The organism is Streptomyces sp. NPDC019937, from assembly GCF_040631655.1.
GTDB lineage: Bacteria > Actinomycetota > Actinomycetes > Streptomycetales > Streptomycetaceae > Streptomyces.
The window spans coordinates 139,409-155,706 of record NZ_JBEYAL010000005.1; the positions used below are offsets into that span (position 1 = coordinate 139,409).

Genomic DNA, 16,298 nt, shown 5'->3' on the forward strand with positions numbered 1-16,298 from the left:
CGTGGACCCACGGAACGTGGACCAATTCTTATACCGGCATTAGTATCACGGTCATGGTGCGCACTCCTCTCACTCCGCTGGAACGCGAACGCGGCCGCTTCCTCGGCGCCCTGCTGCGACAGGCCCGCGGTGAACGCAGCATGGCGGACGTCGCCGCCGGGGCCGGGATCTCGGCCGAGACCCTCCGCAAGATCGAGACCGGACGAGCCCCCACCCCCGCCTTCTTCACCATCGCCGCCCTGGCCACCGCCCTCGGCCTGCGGCTGGACGACATCGCGGCCCGCTGCGCCGCGGTCACCATCCCGCAGGAGGTGCCGCGCGACGAGGCGGCGTGAGGGCCCCGGCCCCGGGTCCGGTTGTTGCGGAAGGATGAAATCCGCACACCTGTGTGTTGGGCCTTCCGGTAGCAGTGGAGAACCGGGAGGTCACGCGTGGCGGACGGCAAGGGCGACAAGGGCGGTAAGAGCGACACAGGCGGCAAAAGTGGCGCAACGGATGCCGGCGCGGGGTCCGGCTGGGCGCGGCGGCTGATCCGCCACAGCATGCGGTACCGCCGCAATGTGCTGCTCGCGCTCGGGGCCTCGCTCGCCGGGATGGGCGTCATGGCGCTGGTCCCGCTCGTCACCAAGCTGATCATCGACGAGGTGATCGTCCGGCACGACCGGGCCCTCGCGCCCTGGGCCGCCCTGCTGATCGTCGCGGCACTCGTCGTCTACGTCCTCACCTATGTCCGCCGCTTCTACGGCGGACGGCTCGCGCTCGACGTGCAGCACGATCTGCGGACCGAGATGTACGACTCGCTCGCCCGCCTCGACGGCAGGCGCCAGGACGAGCTGTCCACCGGCCAGATCGTCGGCCGCGCCACCAGCGACCTCCAGCTGGTCCAGGGCCTGCTCTTCATGGTGCCGATGATGATCGGCAACGTGCTGCTCTTCCTGGTCTCCCTCGTCGTGATGGCCGTGCTCTCCCCGCTGCTCACCGTCGTCGCCCTCGCCGTCGCCCCCGCCCTGTGGGTCATCGCCTCGCGCAGCCGCGTCCGGCTCTTCCCCGCCACCTGGTACGCCCAGGGGCAGGCCGCCGCCGTCGCCGGGGTCGTGGACGGGGCCGTCACCGGCGTGCGCGTCGTCAAGGGCTTCGGCCAGGAGGCCCAGGAGGCGGGCAAGCTCCGCGAGACAGGCCGCAAGCTCTTCGCCGCCCGGCTGCGCACGGTCCGCCTCAACGCCCGCTACACCCCCGCCCTCCAGGCCGTCCCCGCCCTCGGCCAGGTCGCGATGCTGGCGCTCGGCGGTTGGATGGCCACCCGCGGGCAGATCACCCTCGGCACCTTCGTCGCCTTCTCGACCTACCTCGCGCAGCTCGTCGGCCCGGTGCGGATGCTCACCATGATGCTGACCGTCGGCCAGCAGGCCCGGGCCGGAGTCGAGCGGGTCTACGAACTCATCGACACCGAACCGGTCATCCAGGAGCGCCCGGACGCGCGCGAACTGCCCGCCGACGCACCCGCGACGGTCGAATTCGATCACGTCAGCTTCGGCTACGACGCCGACCGGCCCGTGCTCTCCGAGGTGTCGCTGCGCATCGAACCGGGCGAGACGGTCGCCGTGGTCGGCGCCTCGGGCAGCGGCAAATCCACCCTGTCCATGCTGCTGCCCCGCTTCTACGACGTGACGGACGGCGCGGTGCGGATCGGCGGCCACGACGTCCGCGAGCTGACGTACGCCTCGCTGCGCGCCGCCATCGGGCTCGTCCCCGAGGACAGCTTCCTCTTCTCCGACACCGTGCGCGCCAACCTCGCCTACGGGCTGCCCGACGCCGACGACGAGCAGATCAGGGCCGCCGCCCGGGCCGCCCAGGCCGACGGCTTCATCTCCGCCCTCCCCGACGGCTACGACACCCAGGTCGGCGAGCAGGGCCTCACCCTCTCCGGTGGCCAGCGCCAGCGCATGGCCCTGGCCCGCGCGATCCTCACCGACCCCCGGCTGCTCGTCCTCGACGACGCCACCTCGGCGGTCGACGCGCGCGTGGAGCACGAGATCCACGAGGCGCTGCGCGGCGTCATGGCGGGCCGTACGACCCTCCTCATCGCCCACCGCCTGTCCACCCTCGCCCTCGCCGACCGCATCGCCGTCCTGGACGGCGGCCGCCTGGTGGACCTCGGCACGGACGAGGAACTGCGCGAGCGCTGCGCGCTGTACCGCCGTCTGCTGACGGACCCGGACGAGCTGAGCGGCATCGCCCGCGACCCGGCCGGGCGCCTGGCCGTGCGGCCGCGCGGCGGGGACGACCCGGAGCACGCGGGTCCGGCGGTGGCGGGGCTCGCCGGGTCGTTCGGCGGCGAGGCCGCCGCCACCGGGCTGGTCGAGCCGTGCCGCGACGGCGCGGCGCACGGGAACGGCGACGGCACCGTCAACGCCGACCGGCCGGTGGCGCGCGGCGGCGACGACCCCGAGCACGCCGCACCGCGCACGGACAGCGTGACCCCCGAGCTGTGGGTGCGGCGCGACGGGGACGACCGGACCGCCCCCGAGGCGCGCTCCACCGCCACGCCCGCCCCCGGGATGGCCGGGGCGCTGGCCGGGATGCCCGCCACCCCGGACCTGCTGGCCAAGGTGGAGGCCCTGCCGCCCGCCACCGACACGCCCGAGGTGGACGAGGAGCGGGCCGCGCGGCCCGAAGGGAGTTACGGCCTGCGGCAGTTGCTGCGCGGGTTCAGGGCGCCGCTGCTGCTCTGCCTGCTGCTGGTGGCGGTCGACGCGGTGTCCGGGTTGCTGCTGCCCGTGCTCATCCGGCACGGCATCGACCAGGGCGTCCAGCGCCTCGCGCTCGGCGCGGTGTGGGCGGCGTCCGGGCTGGCGCTGGTCGTCGTCCTCGCCCAGTGGGCCGCGCAGTTCGGCGAGACGCGGCTGACCGGGCGCACGGGCGAGCGCATGCTGTACGCCCTGCGGGTCAAGATCTTCGCGCAGTTGCAGCGGCTCGGGCTCGACTACTACGAGCGCGAGCTGACCGGCAAGATCATGACGCGGATGACCACCGACGTGGACGCCTTGTCGTCGTTCCTGCAGACCGGTCTGGTCACCGCCGTCGTCAGCCTGCTGACCTTCTTCGGGATCCTGGTCGCGCTCCTGGTGATCGACGTCCAGCTGGCGCTGGTGGTGTTCGCGACCCTGCCGCCGCTGATCATCGGCACGTTCGTCTTCCGCCGCAAGAGCGTCAAGGCGTACGAACTCGCCCGCGAGCGCGTGGGCACCGTCAACGCCGACCTCCAGGAGAGCGTGGCGGGGCTGCGGATCGTGCAGGCGTTCCGGCGCGAGCGCGTCGGCCGGGAGCGGTTGGCCGCGCGCAGCGACGCGTACCGGCAGGCGCGGGTGCGCGGCCAGTGGCTGATCTCGGTGTACTTCCCGTTCGTGCAGCTGCTGTCGTCCACCGCCGCGGCGCTGGTGCTGATCGTCGGCTCCGGGCGGGTGAGCGACGGGACGCTGACGGCGGGCGCGCTGGTCGCCTATCTGCTCTACATCGACCTGTTCTTCGCGCCCGTGCAGCAGCTCTCCCAGGTGTTCGACGGCTATCAGCAGGCCACGGTGTCGCTGGGCCGCATCCAGGAGCTGCTGCGCGAGCCGACCACCACCCCGGCGCCGAAGAACCCGCGCGCGGTGCGGACGGTCCGCGGCGAGGTCGCCTTCGAGGACGTGCGCTTCCGGTACGGCGGCGACGAGGCGGGGACCGCCGAGGAGGCCCTGTCGGGCATCGACCTCACGATCCCGGCCGGGCAGACGGTGGCGTTCGTGGGGGAGACGGGCGCGGGCAAGTCCACGCTGGTCAAGCTGGTCGCCCGCTTCTACGACCCCACCGGCGGCGCCGTACGGGTCGACGGCACGGACCTGCGCGAGCTGGACCTCACCGCCTACCGCAACCGGCTGGGCGTCGTCCCGCAGGAGCCGTATCTCTTCCCGGGGACCGTGCGCGACGCCATCGCCTACGGGCGCCCCGACGCGAGCGACGCCGAAGTGGAGGCGGCCGCGCGGGCGGTCGGCGCCCACGCCATGGTGGCCTCGCTCGACGGCGGCTATCTGCACGCGGTCTCCGAGCGCGGGCGCAATCTGTCGGCCGGGCAGCGCCAGCTGATCGCGCTCGCGCGCGCCGAGCTGGTCGACCCGGACATCCTGCTGCTCGACGAGGCCACGGCCGCGCTCGACCTGGCCACCGAGGCCCTGGTCAACCAGGCCACGGACCGGCTGGCGGGCCGTCGCACCACGCTGGTCGTCGCGCACCGGCTGACCACCGCGGCCCGCGCGGACCGGGTGGTGGTCCTGGACCACGGACGGGTCGTCGAGGACGGTACGCACGAGGAGCTGGTGGCGCGGCCTGACGGCCGGTATGCCGAGCTGTGGCGCACCTTCACGGGAGAGACGGCCCCGGTGGGGGCGTGACGCCCCCGCCGTCGGGGCGGGTCCGGCCGCCTCAGGAGTGCGCCGTCCGGCCGTGAACTATACGGCCGGTAACTCTCGGCGTTCACCACTCGTCACATACCGTGACGTCACGGTTCCATGCCGCTCGCCCTCGCGATGCCCTCCACTTCCCGCCGGTCCGCCTCCCGCTGCTCCGCCTCGGCCGCCACGCGCTGCTTGTGGCGGTGCAGGAAGTCGGGGTCCTGGGCCCGGTCCTGGGGCACCAGCACCTTCATGCCCTTGGCGTGCGGGCTGTCGCCGAGGTCGACGACCACCCGCTCGTCCTGGGAGGTGAGCAGGCCGAAGAGCACCAGCAGCTCGGCCTGCAGGGCGGGGGTGAACAGCTCCTTCTCCTCGGGCCCCATGCCGAGTTCGTACGTCCCCCCGCGGACGGCCGGTGAGGTGCTCAGCTCGCGCAGCAGCCGCATGAGCAGCTCCAGCGAGCGCGGATCGATTCGTTCCTGCAATTCGGTCAGATACTGCGTCAGCCGCTCGGCCCGTTCGCTCCGGTCGTGCCGTTCGTCTCGGTCCATGTCAGCAGGATGCGCCATCACAGCCCGCTACGAAAGAGGGTGACGGTAACAACTCTCCGTATTCGGTGGCCGGTTGGCGTGATCGGACGGCTCTAGCCACTGTTGTCCGTGCCCCGATAGGTTCTCGGCGACCTGTGCGATTGATGTGCACACAGGTGATGCGCACCCAAGGGGAGGGCGAATGGGCAAGGCGCTCAGATGGCTGTTGTCGCTCGTGATAATCGTGGGGGCGGTCGGCGCCGGTGCGGGCAGCGCACCGGCGGCAGCGGCCGCCCCCGCGAGCGGGCCGGACATCAAGGAACGCGTCCTGGCGATACCCGGGATGAGCTTCGTCGAGGAGCAGCCGTACGACGGCTACCGCTTCCTCGTCTTCACCTACCGGCAGCCGGTCGACCACCGGCATCCGTCCAAGGGCACCTTCGAGCAGCGGTTCACCCTGCTGCACAAGGCCACCGACCGGCCGACGGTCTTCTACACCTCCGGCTACAACGTGACCACCGCGCCGCGCCGCAGCGAGCCCACGCAGCTGGTGGACGGCAACCAGGTGTCCATGGAGTATCGGTTCTTCACGCCGTCGCGGCCCCAGCCCGCCGACTGGTCGAAGCTGGACATCTGGCAGGCCGCCAGCGACCAGCACCGGCTGTACCGGGCCCTGCACCGCGTCTACGGCAAGAACTGGCTCGCCACCGGCGGCAGCAAGGGCGGCATGACCGCCACCTACTACCGCCGCTTCTACCCGCACGACATGGCGGGCACCATCGCCTACGTCGCCCCCAACGACGTCGTCAACGACGAGGATTCGGCCTACGACCGCTTCTTCGCGGGCGTCGGCACCGCCGAGTGCCGCACCAAGCTGAACGCGGTCCAGCGCGAGGCGCTCGTGCGGCGCGACGAGATCGTGGCGCGCTACCAGAAGTGGGCCGACGAGGAGAAGCAGACCTTCACGGTCGTCGGCAGCGCCGACAAGGCGTACGAGAACGTCGTCCTCGACCTGGTGTGGGCCTTCTGGCAGTACCACCTGCTCAAGGACTGCGCGGACGTCCCCGCCACCACGGCCTCCACCGATGAGCTGTACACGTTCATCGACGACATCTCCGGCTTCTCCGCCTACACCGACCAGGGCCTGGAGACCTACACGCCGTACTACTACCAGGCGGGCACCGAACTGGGCGCCCCCACCTTCAAGACCCCCCATCTGGACGGCCTGCTGCGCTACCCGGGCATCTACAACCCGCGCAACTACGTCCCGCGCGACATCCCGATGCGCTTCAAGCCGGGCGCGATGCGGGACGTGGACCGCTGGGTGCGCCATGACGCGCGGCGGATGCTGTTCGTCTACGGGGAGAACGACCCGTGGGGCGCCGAACCGTTCCGACTGGCCAAGGCCGCGCGCGACTCGTACGTCTACACCGCCCCCGGCGGCAACCACGGCTCCAACATCGCCCAGCTGACGGCGGACGAGAAGGCGAAGGCCACGGCCGCGGTCCAGAGGTGGGCGGGCGTCCCGGCCTCGTCCAAGCCGCTGGCCCGCCACGACGCGAAGCTGGACCGGCGGGAGATGGAGCGCGAGCCGGCCCTGCGGCCGTAACGCTCCTGACCGGCCTCCCGCCCCAGGTTCCGTCCGGGGCGGGGCGGGAGGTTTTTCTAGTACGAGAGCCCGTGCCCGATCGGGTACAGCACCCGGTGCGGGGCGTCCGCGCGGCGCACCGCCACCGGCAGCCGGCCGCGCGGGTCCCGCTTCCCTGCGATGACCCGGGCGGCGGCGCGCACCTCGACGTCCGTCCAGCCGTAGGTGGCCAGCGACGCGCCGGGGTCATTGCCCAACTGGGCGATGTCGTAAGGGTCCTTGACCGCCAGGTGCACCACCGGCATCCCGGTCGCGGACAGCTCGGAGACCAGCCGCCGCTGACCGGACCCGGCGTCGACGTCGCGCGTCAGGACGATCACCGCGTCCCGCTCGCGCGCCGCCGCCACGGCCTCGTCGATCCGCCCCGGCGACGGATCGGGCGCGCCGCCGGTGCCGGTGGACAGCGCCTTCGCCGTGAAGCCGAGCCCGCCGAGGGCGCGGGCGAGGACGGCCGTCGGCGGACCGCCGGTGCCGGTCGGGGCGGCGGGGTCCACGCCGACCACGAGCAGCCTGCGGTGACGGCGGGGCGACAGCGGCAGCAGCCCGCCGCGGTTGGTGATCAGTGTGGTGGTGCGGTCCGCGATCCGGGCGGCGGTGGCGGCGTGCGCCCGGGTCCCCACCGTACGGTCCACCTCCCGGTCGCTGGTGTACGGCTCGTCCAGCAGCCCCCGGCGCGCCTTGAGCCGCAGGACGCGCAGCACCGACGCGTCGAGCCGGGCCTCGCTGATCTCCCCCTTCCGCACCGCCGTGCGGACGCTGTTCCAGGCGGCGGGCAGATCGGGCGGGGTCAGCAGCTGGTCCACGCCCGCCTTCAGCGCGAGCACCGGGACCCGGCCGTCGCCGTACTTCTCGCGCACGCCCCGCATGCCGAGGGAGTCGGTGATCACGACGCCGTCGTAGCCGAGTTCGTCGCGCAGGACGCCGGTGATGATGGGGCGGGAGAGCGTAGCCGGGTCGTCGGCCGGGTCGAGCGCGGGGAACAGCAGGTGCGCGGTCATGACCGAGTCGATCCCGGCGGCGATCGCGGCCCGGAACGGCGGCGCGTCCAGCCGCTCCCACTCCTTGCGGGAGTGGGTGATGGTCGGCAGCCCGACATGGCTGTCCACGGAGGTGTCGCCGTGCCCCGGGAAGTGCTTGGCGGTGGCCGCGACCCCGGCGCCCTGATACCCCTGGACCTGGGCCGCGACCAGCCGGGCGACCGCCTCGGGGTCGGCGCCGAAGGAGCGGATGCCGATCACCGGGTTGGCCGGGTCGACGTTGACGTCCGCGTCCGGCGCGTAGTCCTGCCGGACGCCGAGCGCGGCCAGCTCCGCCCCGGCGATCCGGGCCGCCGCCCGTGCGTCCGGCACGCTGCCGCCCGCGCCGAGCGCCATCGCCCCCGGCAGCAGCGTGGCGGGCGCCCCGATCCGGGCCACCATGCCGTGCTCCTGGTCGGTGGCGATGAGCAGCGGCACGCCCGCCGAACCGTCCAGGGCGGCCTTCTGCAGGCCGTTGGAGAGCGCGGCGATCTGCCGGGGGCCGCGGATGTTGTGCGCCCACTCGGTGTACATGATCCCGCCGAGGTGGTACCTCGCCACCACCTCGGCGGCGCTGCCGACGCCGTATTTCTCGGCGTTGGCCGCGGCGTCGGCGGGGTCGGGCGCGGTGGCGGAGTGGCCGTACACCGACAGGACGAAGAGCTGGCCGATCTTCTGGTCCAGCGTCATGCGCCCGAGCAGGTCCGCGGCGCGGTCCCGATCGCTGGGCCGGGTGGGCGCGGGCCGGTGCGCCGGCGGGGACGTGGAGGGCGCCGACGGTGACGCGGACGCGGATGTCGCGGGAGAACCGGAACTGAGCGTCCGCGGGCTGCAGGCGGTGGCGACGGCGGCGGTCGCCGCGGCGAGCAGGGCGCGGCGCGAGGTCGGCTTGTGCACCCGCACTCCTTCCATGAGCTTCGGAGGGGGTGACTGGCGTTCATATGACACGCTGGTGGGCCGGGTGGGGCCCGGTCAATGGGAACCGGTGATTCGGTTCAACTTCGTTCATGAATGGGCGCCTTCGGTCGTGATGAGTCGTCACGGGGCGACGCATCGCGGACCGGTCCCGCTGCTTCCCCGGAGCACGGGCAGGGGGCTCAGGCAGGGGCGGCGCGGCGGGGCCACTCGTCGCCCAGCACCGCGACCGTCTCCGTGATCGCGGGGCGGCGCGCGGCGCCCTCGCGCCAGAGGGCGTAGAGGCGGCGTACCGGCACCGGCTCCAGGGGCACCGCCCGCACCCCCTCCGGCAGGGGGCCCCGCCCCAGGCGCGGCATCAGGGCGATGCCCAGGCCCGCCGCCACCAGGGCGATCTGGGTGTGGTTCTCCGCCGCCTGGTAGGCCAGGTCCGGTTCGCTGCCCGACGCCCGCAGCGTCCGTACGAGCCAGTCGTGGCACACCGTCCCCGGCGGCTGGCAGATCCACCGCTGCCCCGTCAGATCCTCCCGCCGCAACGTCCCCCGCCCCGCCAGCGGATGCCCCACCGGTACGAGGACATCGCACAGGTCGTCCCCGATCACCGCCCGCCCCAGCCCGTCCGGTGCGGGGAGCGGGGCGATGTCCCAGTCATGGGCGACGGCCAGGTCGATGACGCCCTGCGCCGCCAGGTCCACCGACAGATGCGGGTCGACCTCGACGAGCCGGGCGTCGAGTGAGGGGTGCTCGGCGGCGAGCCGGGCCAGGACGGCGGGCATCAGCCCCCGCGCCGCGGAGGCGAACGCGCCGATCACCAGCCGCCCGGTGGGCCGGCCCCGCCGCTCCTCCAGGCTGGTCTCCGCCTGTTCGACGATCGCGAGGAGCTGCTGGGCGGTGGCGGCCAGGTGCTGGGCCGCGTCGGTCAGGACGACGCCGCGGCCCTGCCGCTCCAGCAGCGTGGTCCGGGTCTCCCGCTCCAACTTGGCGATCTGCTGCGATACGGCGGAAGGGGTGTAGCCGAGCGCGATGGCGGCCGCGCTGACCGAACCGTGCACGGCCACCGCGTGCAGCGCCCGCAGCCGGGACAGATCCAGCATCGCCCCCACCTCCCTCGTTTCACGTTTTCTGCATCCAACCATGAAGTCATCCGCGCTGGTGCTAAAAGGTCTGGCACCCGATCCTCGTCCTATGCGACCTGCGCACATCGGCCTCGCCGTGCTCGTCACGGCCCTGTGGGGCGTCAACTTCGTGGTCATCGACGTCGGCCTCGGCCACTTCCCGCCCCTCCTGTTCTGCTCCCTCCGCTTCCTGGTGGCGGCGGTGCCCGCGATCTTCTTCGTCGGCCCGCCGCGGGTCTCCTGGCAGTGGATCGTGGGCGTCGGACTCGCGCTGGGGGTGGCGAAGTTCGGGCTGTTGTTCATCGGGATGCACGAGGGGATGCCCGCCGGGCTGTCCTCGCTGGTGCTGCAGATCCAGGCGGTGTTCACCGCGCTGTTCGCGGCCGCCGTCCTCGCCGAACGTCCCGGTTGCCGACGGCTGCTGGGCATGGCGGTGGCGCTCGCCGGTATCGCCGTGGCCGCCGTCGACGAGGGCACCTCGGGCCCGTTGCTCGGCTTCGTCCTGGTCGTCGCGGCCGCCGCCTTCTGGGGCGTCTCGAACGTCCTCACCCGCAAGGCCGCCCCGCCCGACCCGCTGAGCTTCATGGTGTGGGTGAGCGTGGTGCCCGTATTGCCGCTGCTCGGGCTGTCGTTGATCTTCGAGGGCGCGGCCCCCGGCCTGCACGCGCTGGCCGCGCTGGACTGGGCCGGGGCGGGCGCCATCGTCTATGTCGCCTGGGTGGCCACCGTGCTGGGCTTCGGCCTCTGGGGCTTCCTGCTGCGTACGTACGACGCCTCCGCGGTGGCCCCCTTCTCCCTGCTGGTACCGGTCTTCGGCATGTCCTCGGCGGCGCTGGTGCTGGGGGAGGGGATCAGCCCGCTGCGGTGGCTGGCGGCGGCCCTGCTGGTGGGCGGCGTGGCGCTGACGTCGCTCCCGTCCGTACGACCCCGGCTCAGGCCGCGTCGGCGAGCAGCCGCAGCAGGTGGTCCCGGCCCGGCGCCAGCAGCTCCGGCAGCTCCCGGGCCGCCGGGTACCACCGCTTCTCGTACTCCCAGCACAGCCAGCCGTCCCAGCCCTCACGGCTGAGCAGCTCCACGCACTCGGTCAGCGGCAGCACGCCCGCGCCCAGGGGCAGCGGGGTGGTGTCCTCGGCGGAGGCGATGTCCTTGACCTGGACGTAGCCCAGGTGCGGGGAGAGCGCCGCGTAGCTGGTGGCGGGGTCCTCGCCGCCCAGCCAGGGGTGCATCACGTCCCAGATCGCGCCGACGCTGCCGTGCCCGACCGGCCCGAGGACGCGGGCCGCGGCGGCGCCGGTGCGGTGCGAGTCGTGGGTCTCCAGCAGCAGCCGTACGCCCAGATCGGCGGCGTGCGGCGCGACGGCCCCCAGGCGGCGTGCGGCCGTCGCGTCGGCCTCCTCGGGGCTCTGGTCGCCGCCGCCGGGGAAGACGCGGACGTACCGCGCGCCCAGGTCGTGGGCGAGCGCGAGGAGCTCCCGCAGCCCGGTCCACACCGACTCGTCGGGGCCCTCGGCCGCGACCCGTACGTACCCGGCGACGGTCAGGATGTCCACCCCGGCGTCCCGGAACTCCCCGGCCACCCGGGCGCGTTCGTCCGCCCCGATTCCGGGATGCACCGGCTCCTCGGGGTGCGCGCGCAGCTCGACGCCGTGATACCCGTTCCCGGCGGCGAGCCGGGCGACATCGGTCATGGGCATACCGGGGACGCCGAGGGTCGAGAAGGCGAGCTTCATGGCGGACTCCGTGGGTTGTGGGGGCGCTCAGCAGGGGGCGGGGATGATCCGGCGGGGTCAATCCTGCCGTGCCGAAGACCCGTAACCCGGCACCGGCGACCCCAAACCCTCCCTCGCGCCGACGGATGGCGCCTTCGGGTGCCGATGCAGCGGGCACGATGGACCGGTCCGCCTCACCTGGGCGGCGGAGAGGCATGAGGAGAGGGAGGACAGGGATGCGGCCCGGACATGGTGGAGGGATGGCCGACGCGGCGGAGCTTGCCGCCCGGCTGCGGCACGTGTACTGGATCGGCGGGGGCAGCGGCGCCGGAAAGTCGACGATCGCCGGCCGGCTCGCCGAGCGCCACGGCTGGCGCCTCTACGCGACCGACGACGTGATGCGCGATCACGCCGGGCGGGCCACCCCCGAGGAGGCCCCCTACTTGCACGCGTTCATGGCCATGGACATGGACGAGCGATGGGTGAACCGCTCTCCGGAACTCATGCTCGAGACCTTCCATTGGTTTCGGGGTGAGGGCTTCGGCCTGATCGTCGAAGACCTCCTTCGCCTGCCGCGGGAGCCGTGCGTCATCGTCGAGGGATTCCGGTTGCTGCCGCGCTTGGTGAAGCCTCTGCTCGCCGCTCCCGAGCGCGCCGTGTGGCTTCTTCCCTCCCCCGGTTTCCGCCGGGCCGCCTTCCGGAGCCGGTCGGTACCGGGGGAGGGGTTCGTGTGGAGGACCAGCGATCCGGCGAGGGCCGACCGCAACGTCGCCGAACGGGACCACATGTTCACGCGACGCCTTCGGGAGGAAACCGGGCGTCTTGGGCTGCGTGCCCTTCAGGTCGACACCACGACGACGGAAGACGAACTCGCCGAGCAGGTGACCGCGGCGTTCCGGCTCTGACCGCGAGACCTCAGGCGGGCAGCTTCGTGTCGACGACGAAGCTGATCTCGATGAGCTGGCCGGGGAAGGTCAGTTCGGTGACGCCGAGGACCGTGCTGGCCGGGCGGTGGTCGCCGAAGTACGCCCGGTTGCCCTCCGCCGCCGCCTCGGCGTTCCGCCACAGGTTCACCACGTACAGCGTCTGCGAGACGATCTGGTTCCGGGTGACGCCGTAGTGGGCCAGGACCTTGTCCATGGCGTCGTAGGTCCGTGTGAGCTGGGCGGCGAAGTCGTCCGCGTGGCGGAACTCGCCCGCCTCGTCGAGCGAGAGCTGTCCGGAAACGTGGATCAGATCGCCGGACTTGATCGCCTGTGAGTAGCCGAAGTCGCTCTCGGCCGGCACGTCATGGTTGAAGACATCGATGGTGGCCAACAGGGCTCGCCCTTTCCGTATCACTCTCTTGTGGTTACTCGGAGACTGTAGGAGAGTGAAGGCTGACCTGGAAGAACGCACTTTTCGGTGACTGAGGAACCTCATGGTGACCAAACAGCAGCTCAAGGGCCTGCCCGAGGACGCGGACCTGCGGCGCGCGGACTCCCTGGCGCGGGAGATCTTCTCCGATGTCGCCAACAAGTGGGCGCTCCTGATCATCGAGGCGCTCGGCGAGGGCACCCTGCGCTTCAGCGAACTGAGGAACGAGGTCGAGGGCGTCAGTCACAAGATGCTCACCCAGAACCTGCGCATGCTGGAGCGCAACGGCCTGGTCGACCGGAAGGTGCACCCCACGGTGCCGCCGCGGGTCGAGTACACCCTCACCGAGCCGGGCCGGGCCCTGCGCGCCACGGTCGACGCCCTCTGCGGCTGGACGCACCGGTACCTCGGGCACATCGAGGGCGCGCGCCACCGCTTCGACGCCTGACGGGCGCCCGGCGCCCGGCGGTCCTCCCGGGCGCGTGGGCGTTCCCTCACCCCGTGGCCAGCCGCCACAGGGACGTCACCTCCGCCGCGCGGGCCCGGTGCAGTGGGTCGGCGGCGTCGGTGGCGCGGGGATGGACGGGCCGGGCGTCGAGCCGGCCGACGACCCGCAGACCGGCGGTCTCGAAGGCGCCCAGCAACTCCTCGCGGGTCCGCAGCCCCAGGTGTTCGGCGAGGTCGGAGAGGATGAGCCAGCCCTCGCCGCCGGGGGTGAGGGCGTCGGCGAGCCCGTCCAGGAAGCCGCGCAGCATGCGGCTGCCGGGGTCGTACACCGCGTACTCGACCGGCGAGCTGGGGCGTGCCGGGACCCAGGGCGGATTGCACACCACCAGGGGGGCGCGGCCGGGTGGGAAGAGGTCCGCGCGGACCACCTCCACCCGATCGGCGACGCCCAGCCGCTCCACGTTCTCCCGCGCGCAGGCCAGCGCCCGCTCGTCCTGGTCCGTGGCCACCACGCGCTCCACACCGCGCCGCGCCAGCACGGCGGCCAGCACGCCCGTCCCGGTGCCGATGTCGAAGGCGGCCGTGGGGGACGCGGGCAGCGGGGCTTCGGCCACCAGGTCGACGTATTCGCCGCGCACCGGCGAGAAGACCCCGTAGTACGGATGGACGCGGTCGCCGCCGAGCGCCGGGATCTCGACGCCCTTCTCCCGCCACTCGTGCGCGCCGATCAGTCCCAGCAATTCGCGCAGCGAGATCACCGAGGGGCCCTGCGCCGCGCCGTACACCCGCGCACACGCCTCCCGTACGTCGGGCGCGCGGCGCAGCGGTACGGCGAGGTCGGCGTCCAGCGGCACCAGCAGCATGCCCAGCAGCCGGGCCCGCCGCCCCTGTTCCTGCCGGTGCCGGTGGAACGCCTCCGCCGTGCTCTCCGCCGGTCCGCGCCGCCCCCGGGGCCGCCGCGGCCCCCGGTCGACCCGCCGCGCCAGCGCGGTGAGCAGCTGCCGGGCGCCCTGGTAGTCGCCGCGCCACAGCAGCGCGGTGCCCTCGCAGACGAGGCGGTACGCGGCGTCGGCCGTCATCCGGTCGTCCGCGACCACCACCCGCCGCGGCGGCGGCGCGCCGCTCTCGGAGCGCCACTGGGCGGTTCGGGTCCGGCCGTCCTCGGACCACTCGATGAGGTGCTGCGTGCTCAGGGGGTACACCTTTGCTCTTGTGCGGTTCGCGCCAGTGGTGGGTATGGGAGCCGATCCTTCCGGTACGGGCGCCCCGGCGCGAGGGGAGCGCCCTTGGGCCCATACCCGGGCGTCGCCGCACGTTATGCGCGCGGCAGCACATTTAGGGGCCCATCTTCGTTGTCTTATCGGCCTGTCACAATTTGGGGGAACGTCAAACTGCTTCCGGATCGGATATGTGATCAGCAGTGACGTATTTGTACCGCACGTCCTAGGGGGCATTATGACGCGCAGATGGTCGCTCATCACCACGATCGCCGTACTGACCGTCGCGCTGGCCTTCGTCGTCGCCCAGCTGGTGCGCGGCCAGGATTCCGGTGACTCCGGTGACTCCGGTGACTCCGGGGAGAAGCAGGCCTCGCCGAGCACGGGCACCGAGTCGCTGGCCGGCGTCGGATGGTGGCCACTGCACAAGTCCGGCACCGCGAAGGCGGGTGAGCACGATGCCCTCGTCAGAGGTGACGTGGAGTGGACCGACGGTCCCGAGGGTGGCGCCCTGCGGCTGGACGGCACCAGCGCATACGCGGACGCCGGCACCCGGATCGACACCACCGGGGACTACTCGGTCGCCGCACGGGTGCGGCTCACCGCGGAGAGCATGAAGGGATTCCACACCGCCCTGTCCCAGGACGGCGACCGGATCAGCAATTTCTTCCTCCAGTACTCCGGCCAGGACGAGAACTTCGCGTTCAGCTTCCCCGGTGCCCGTACCGTCGCGGAGAAGGCCGAGCCACCGCAGGCCGACCGCTGGTACCACCTGACCGGCACGTACGACCAGAAGGACCACCAGATGCGGATCTACGTGGACGGCAAACTCGCGGGAAGCAGAGAGGCATCCAGCAAGCAGAAGGGCACCGGCGACATCGTGATGGGACGCGGCCAGCTTCGTGGGGAGGCGGCCGACCAGTGGAAGGGCGACATCGCCGACGTGCACGTCTACGACCGCGAACTGACGCCCGACGAGGTGGGCTCGCTTTCCGCCGGCGAACCCGACTGACGGCGGGCGCCGACGCCCCTGCCAGGGGCGTCGGCCGCCGCCGGCGGGTCGCGCACCGAGCGGGCCGGGACGTGCAAACCGGCACGGCCCGGCCGCACATCGTGTCGTGCCCTGCCGGAAGTGCCCCCGGATGATGCGCCTCGGCCGCCGGAACCACGGTGGTACCGGGGCGCGTTCACCGTCGCCGCGTGCCGGCGGACACACCGAACGGCGTCGGCGACTGCTCGCGATGGCGCCCGTAGGCCCTCCCGCAGTCGGCTGCACAGTCTCCCCCCACAGGCGACCGGAGAGCCCCCACGGGTGACCGGAGAGGAAAGGCCTTTGTCGGCCAGTACGTCGACCGAAGACGGAATACCCTGCCCCCCTACCGAGGAACTCCGCCCAGAGGAATTCCTCAGAGCCCTCTACCAGTTTCACGGCCATGCCCTGCTGCAATTCGCCGCACGGCGACTGCAGGGCGACTGGCACCGTGCCGAGGATGTCCTCCAAGAGGTCGCGATCCGCGCCCTGCGCCACGCCGGGAAGCTCGACCCGACCTCGGATTCGGCGCGGCCGTGGCTGTTCACCGTGCTGCGCAATCTCGTCATCGACGATCTCCGGGCCCGCCAGGCCAGACCGGCGGAGACCGGCGACCCGGAACTCGTCCACCGGCCGGTGTCCGACGACGTGGACCACATGCTCACCTCCCAGGTGCTCTTCGAGGCGTTGTGGGACCTGCGGCCGCAGCAGCGCGAGGTGCTGCTGCACGTGCACTACCTGGGGCGCAGTGTCAACCAGGCGGCCAGGGTCCTCGGCGTGCCGCCGGGCACGGTCAAGTCGCGGACGTTCTACGCCTCCCGCGACCTGCGGGAGGCGCTGTACCGCCGAGGGCTGTACGCGGACGGCCGGTACCGCGACGCCGGATGA

Annotated in this window: 13 protein-coding genes and 1 pseudogene; 8 read left to right on the forward strand and 6 right to left on the reverse strand. The window is 72.5% G+C overall.

Annotation, left to right across the window (positions count from 1 at the left end):
- The first annotated feature begins 53 nt into the window (after window positions 1–53).
- The gene (locus tag ABZ562_RS06405; protein WP_361474814.1) at window positions 54–335 is read left to right on the forward strand and encodes a helix-turn-helix transcriptional regulator; all 282 of its coding nucleotides are present in this window, start codon (window positions 54–56) and stop codon (window positions 333–335) included.
- Window positions 336–542: 207 nt separating this feature from the next.
- On the forward strand, window positions 543–4,427 hold the full coding sequence (locus ABZ562_RS06410; protein ID WP_361474976.1) for an ABC transporter ATP-binding protein: 3,885 nt from the start codon (window positions 543–545) through the stop codon (window positions 4,425–4,427).
- 107 nt (window positions 4,428–4,534) lie between these two features.
- Here ABZ562_RS06410 and ABZ562_RS06415 read toward each other — a convergent pair whose 3' ends face one another.
- The gene (locus ABZ562_RS06415; RefSeq protein ID WP_039941875.1) at window positions 4,535–4,978 is read right to left on the reverse strand and encodes a hypothetical protein; all 444 of its coding nucleotides are present in this window, start codon (window positions 4,976–4,978) and stop codon (window positions 4,535–4,537) included.
- A gap of 181 nt (window positions 4,979–5,159) precedes the next feature.
- On the opposite strand from ABZ562_RS06415, the gene ABZ562_RS06420 reads away from it, so the two are divergent.
- Window positions 5,160–6,566, forward strand: coding sequence for a S28 family serine protease (locus tag ABZ562_RS06420; protein WP_361474816.1), 1,407 nt, complete (start codon window positions 5,160–5,162; stop codon window positions 6,564–6,566).
- A gap of 56 nt (window positions 6,567–6,622) precedes the next feature.
- Here ABZ562_RS06420 and ABZ562_RS06425 read toward each other — a convergent pair whose 3' ends face one another.
- Both ABZ562_RS06425 and ABZ562_RS06430 read right to left on the reverse strand, forming a co-directional pair.
- Window positions 6,623–8,518, reverse strand: a complete 1,896-nt coding sequence (locus ABZ562_RS06425; RefSeq protein WP_361474818.1) for a glycoside hydrolase family 3 protein — start codon at window positions 8,516–8,518, stop codon at window positions 6,623–6,625.
- A gap of 200 nt (window positions 8,519–8,718) precedes the next feature.
- A complete protein-coding gene (locus ABZ562_RS06430) occupies window positions 8,719–9,630 on the reverse strand; it encodes a LysR family transcriptional regulator (protein ID WP_361474820.1) in 912 nt (303 codons plus the stop codon).
- Between the two features lie 91 nt (window positions 9,631–9,721).
- Here ABZ562_RS06430 and ABZ562_RS06435 point away from each other — a divergent pair.
- Window positions 9,722–10,549, forward strand: a pseudogene (locus ABZ562_RS06435) (EamA family transporter); the annotation flags it as partial.
- A gap of 34 nt (window positions 10,550–10,583) precedes the next feature.
- Here ABZ562_RS06435 and ABZ562_RS06440 read toward each other — a convergent pair.
- The gene (locus ABZ562_RS06440; protein WP_361474822.1) at window positions 10,584–11,381 is read right to left on the reverse strand and encodes a sugar phosphate isomerase/epimerase family protein; all 798 of its coding nucleotides are present in this window, start codon (window positions 11,379–11,381) and stop codon (window positions 10,584–10,586) included.
- A gap of 239 nt (window positions 11,382–11,620) precedes the next feature.
- On the opposite strand from ABZ562_RS06440, the gene ABZ562_RS06445 reads away from it, so the two are divergent.
- Entirely contained in the window at window positions 11,621–12,265 is a 645-nt protein-coding gene (locus ABZ562_RS06445) for a hypothetical protein (protein ID WP_361474824.1), read from the forward strand.
- 10 nt (window positions 12,266–12,275) lie between these two features.
- On the opposite strand, the gene ABZ562_RS06450 is transcribed toward ABZ562_RS06445, so the two are convergent.
- A complete protein-coding gene (locus tag ABZ562_RS06450; protein ID WP_361474826.1) occupies window positions 12,276–12,677 on the reverse strand; it encodes a RidA family protein in 402 nt (133 codons plus the stop codon).
- Between the two features lie 103 nt (window positions 12,678–12,780).
- On the opposite strand from ABZ562_RS06450, the gene ABZ562_RS06455 reads away from it, so the two are divergent.
- Complete coding sequence (locus ABZ562_RS06455) at window positions 12,781–13,164, forward strand: helix-turn-helix domain-containing protein (protein ID WP_361474828.1); 384 nt, start codon at window positions 12,781–12,783, stop codon at window positions 13,162–13,164.
- Between the two features lie 46 nt (window positions 13,165–13,210).
- On the opposite strand, the gene ABZ562_RS06460 is transcribed toward ABZ562_RS06455, so the two are convergent.
- Entirely contained in the window at window positions 13,211–14,356 is a 1,146-nt protein-coding gene (locus ABZ562_RS06460; RefSeq protein ID WP_361474978.1) for a class I SAM-dependent methyltransferase, read from the reverse strand.
- Between the two features lie 262 nt (window positions 14,357–14,618).
- Between ABZ562_RS06460 and ABZ562_RS06465 the strand changes: the two genes are divergently transcribed.
- Window positions 14,619–15,392, forward strand: coding sequence for a LamG domain-containing protein (locus ABZ562_RS06465; RefSeq protein WP_361474830.1), 774 nt, complete (start codon window positions 14,619–14,621; stop codon window positions 15,390–15,392).
- 321 nt (window positions 15,393–15,713) lie between these two features.
- The gene (locus tag ABZ562_RS06470) at window positions 15,714–16,298 is read left to right on the forward strand and encodes a sigma-70 family RNA polymerase sigma factor (RefSeq protein ID WP_361474832.1); all 585 of its coding nucleotides are present in this window, start codon (window positions 15,714–15,716) and stop codon (window positions 16,296–16,298) included.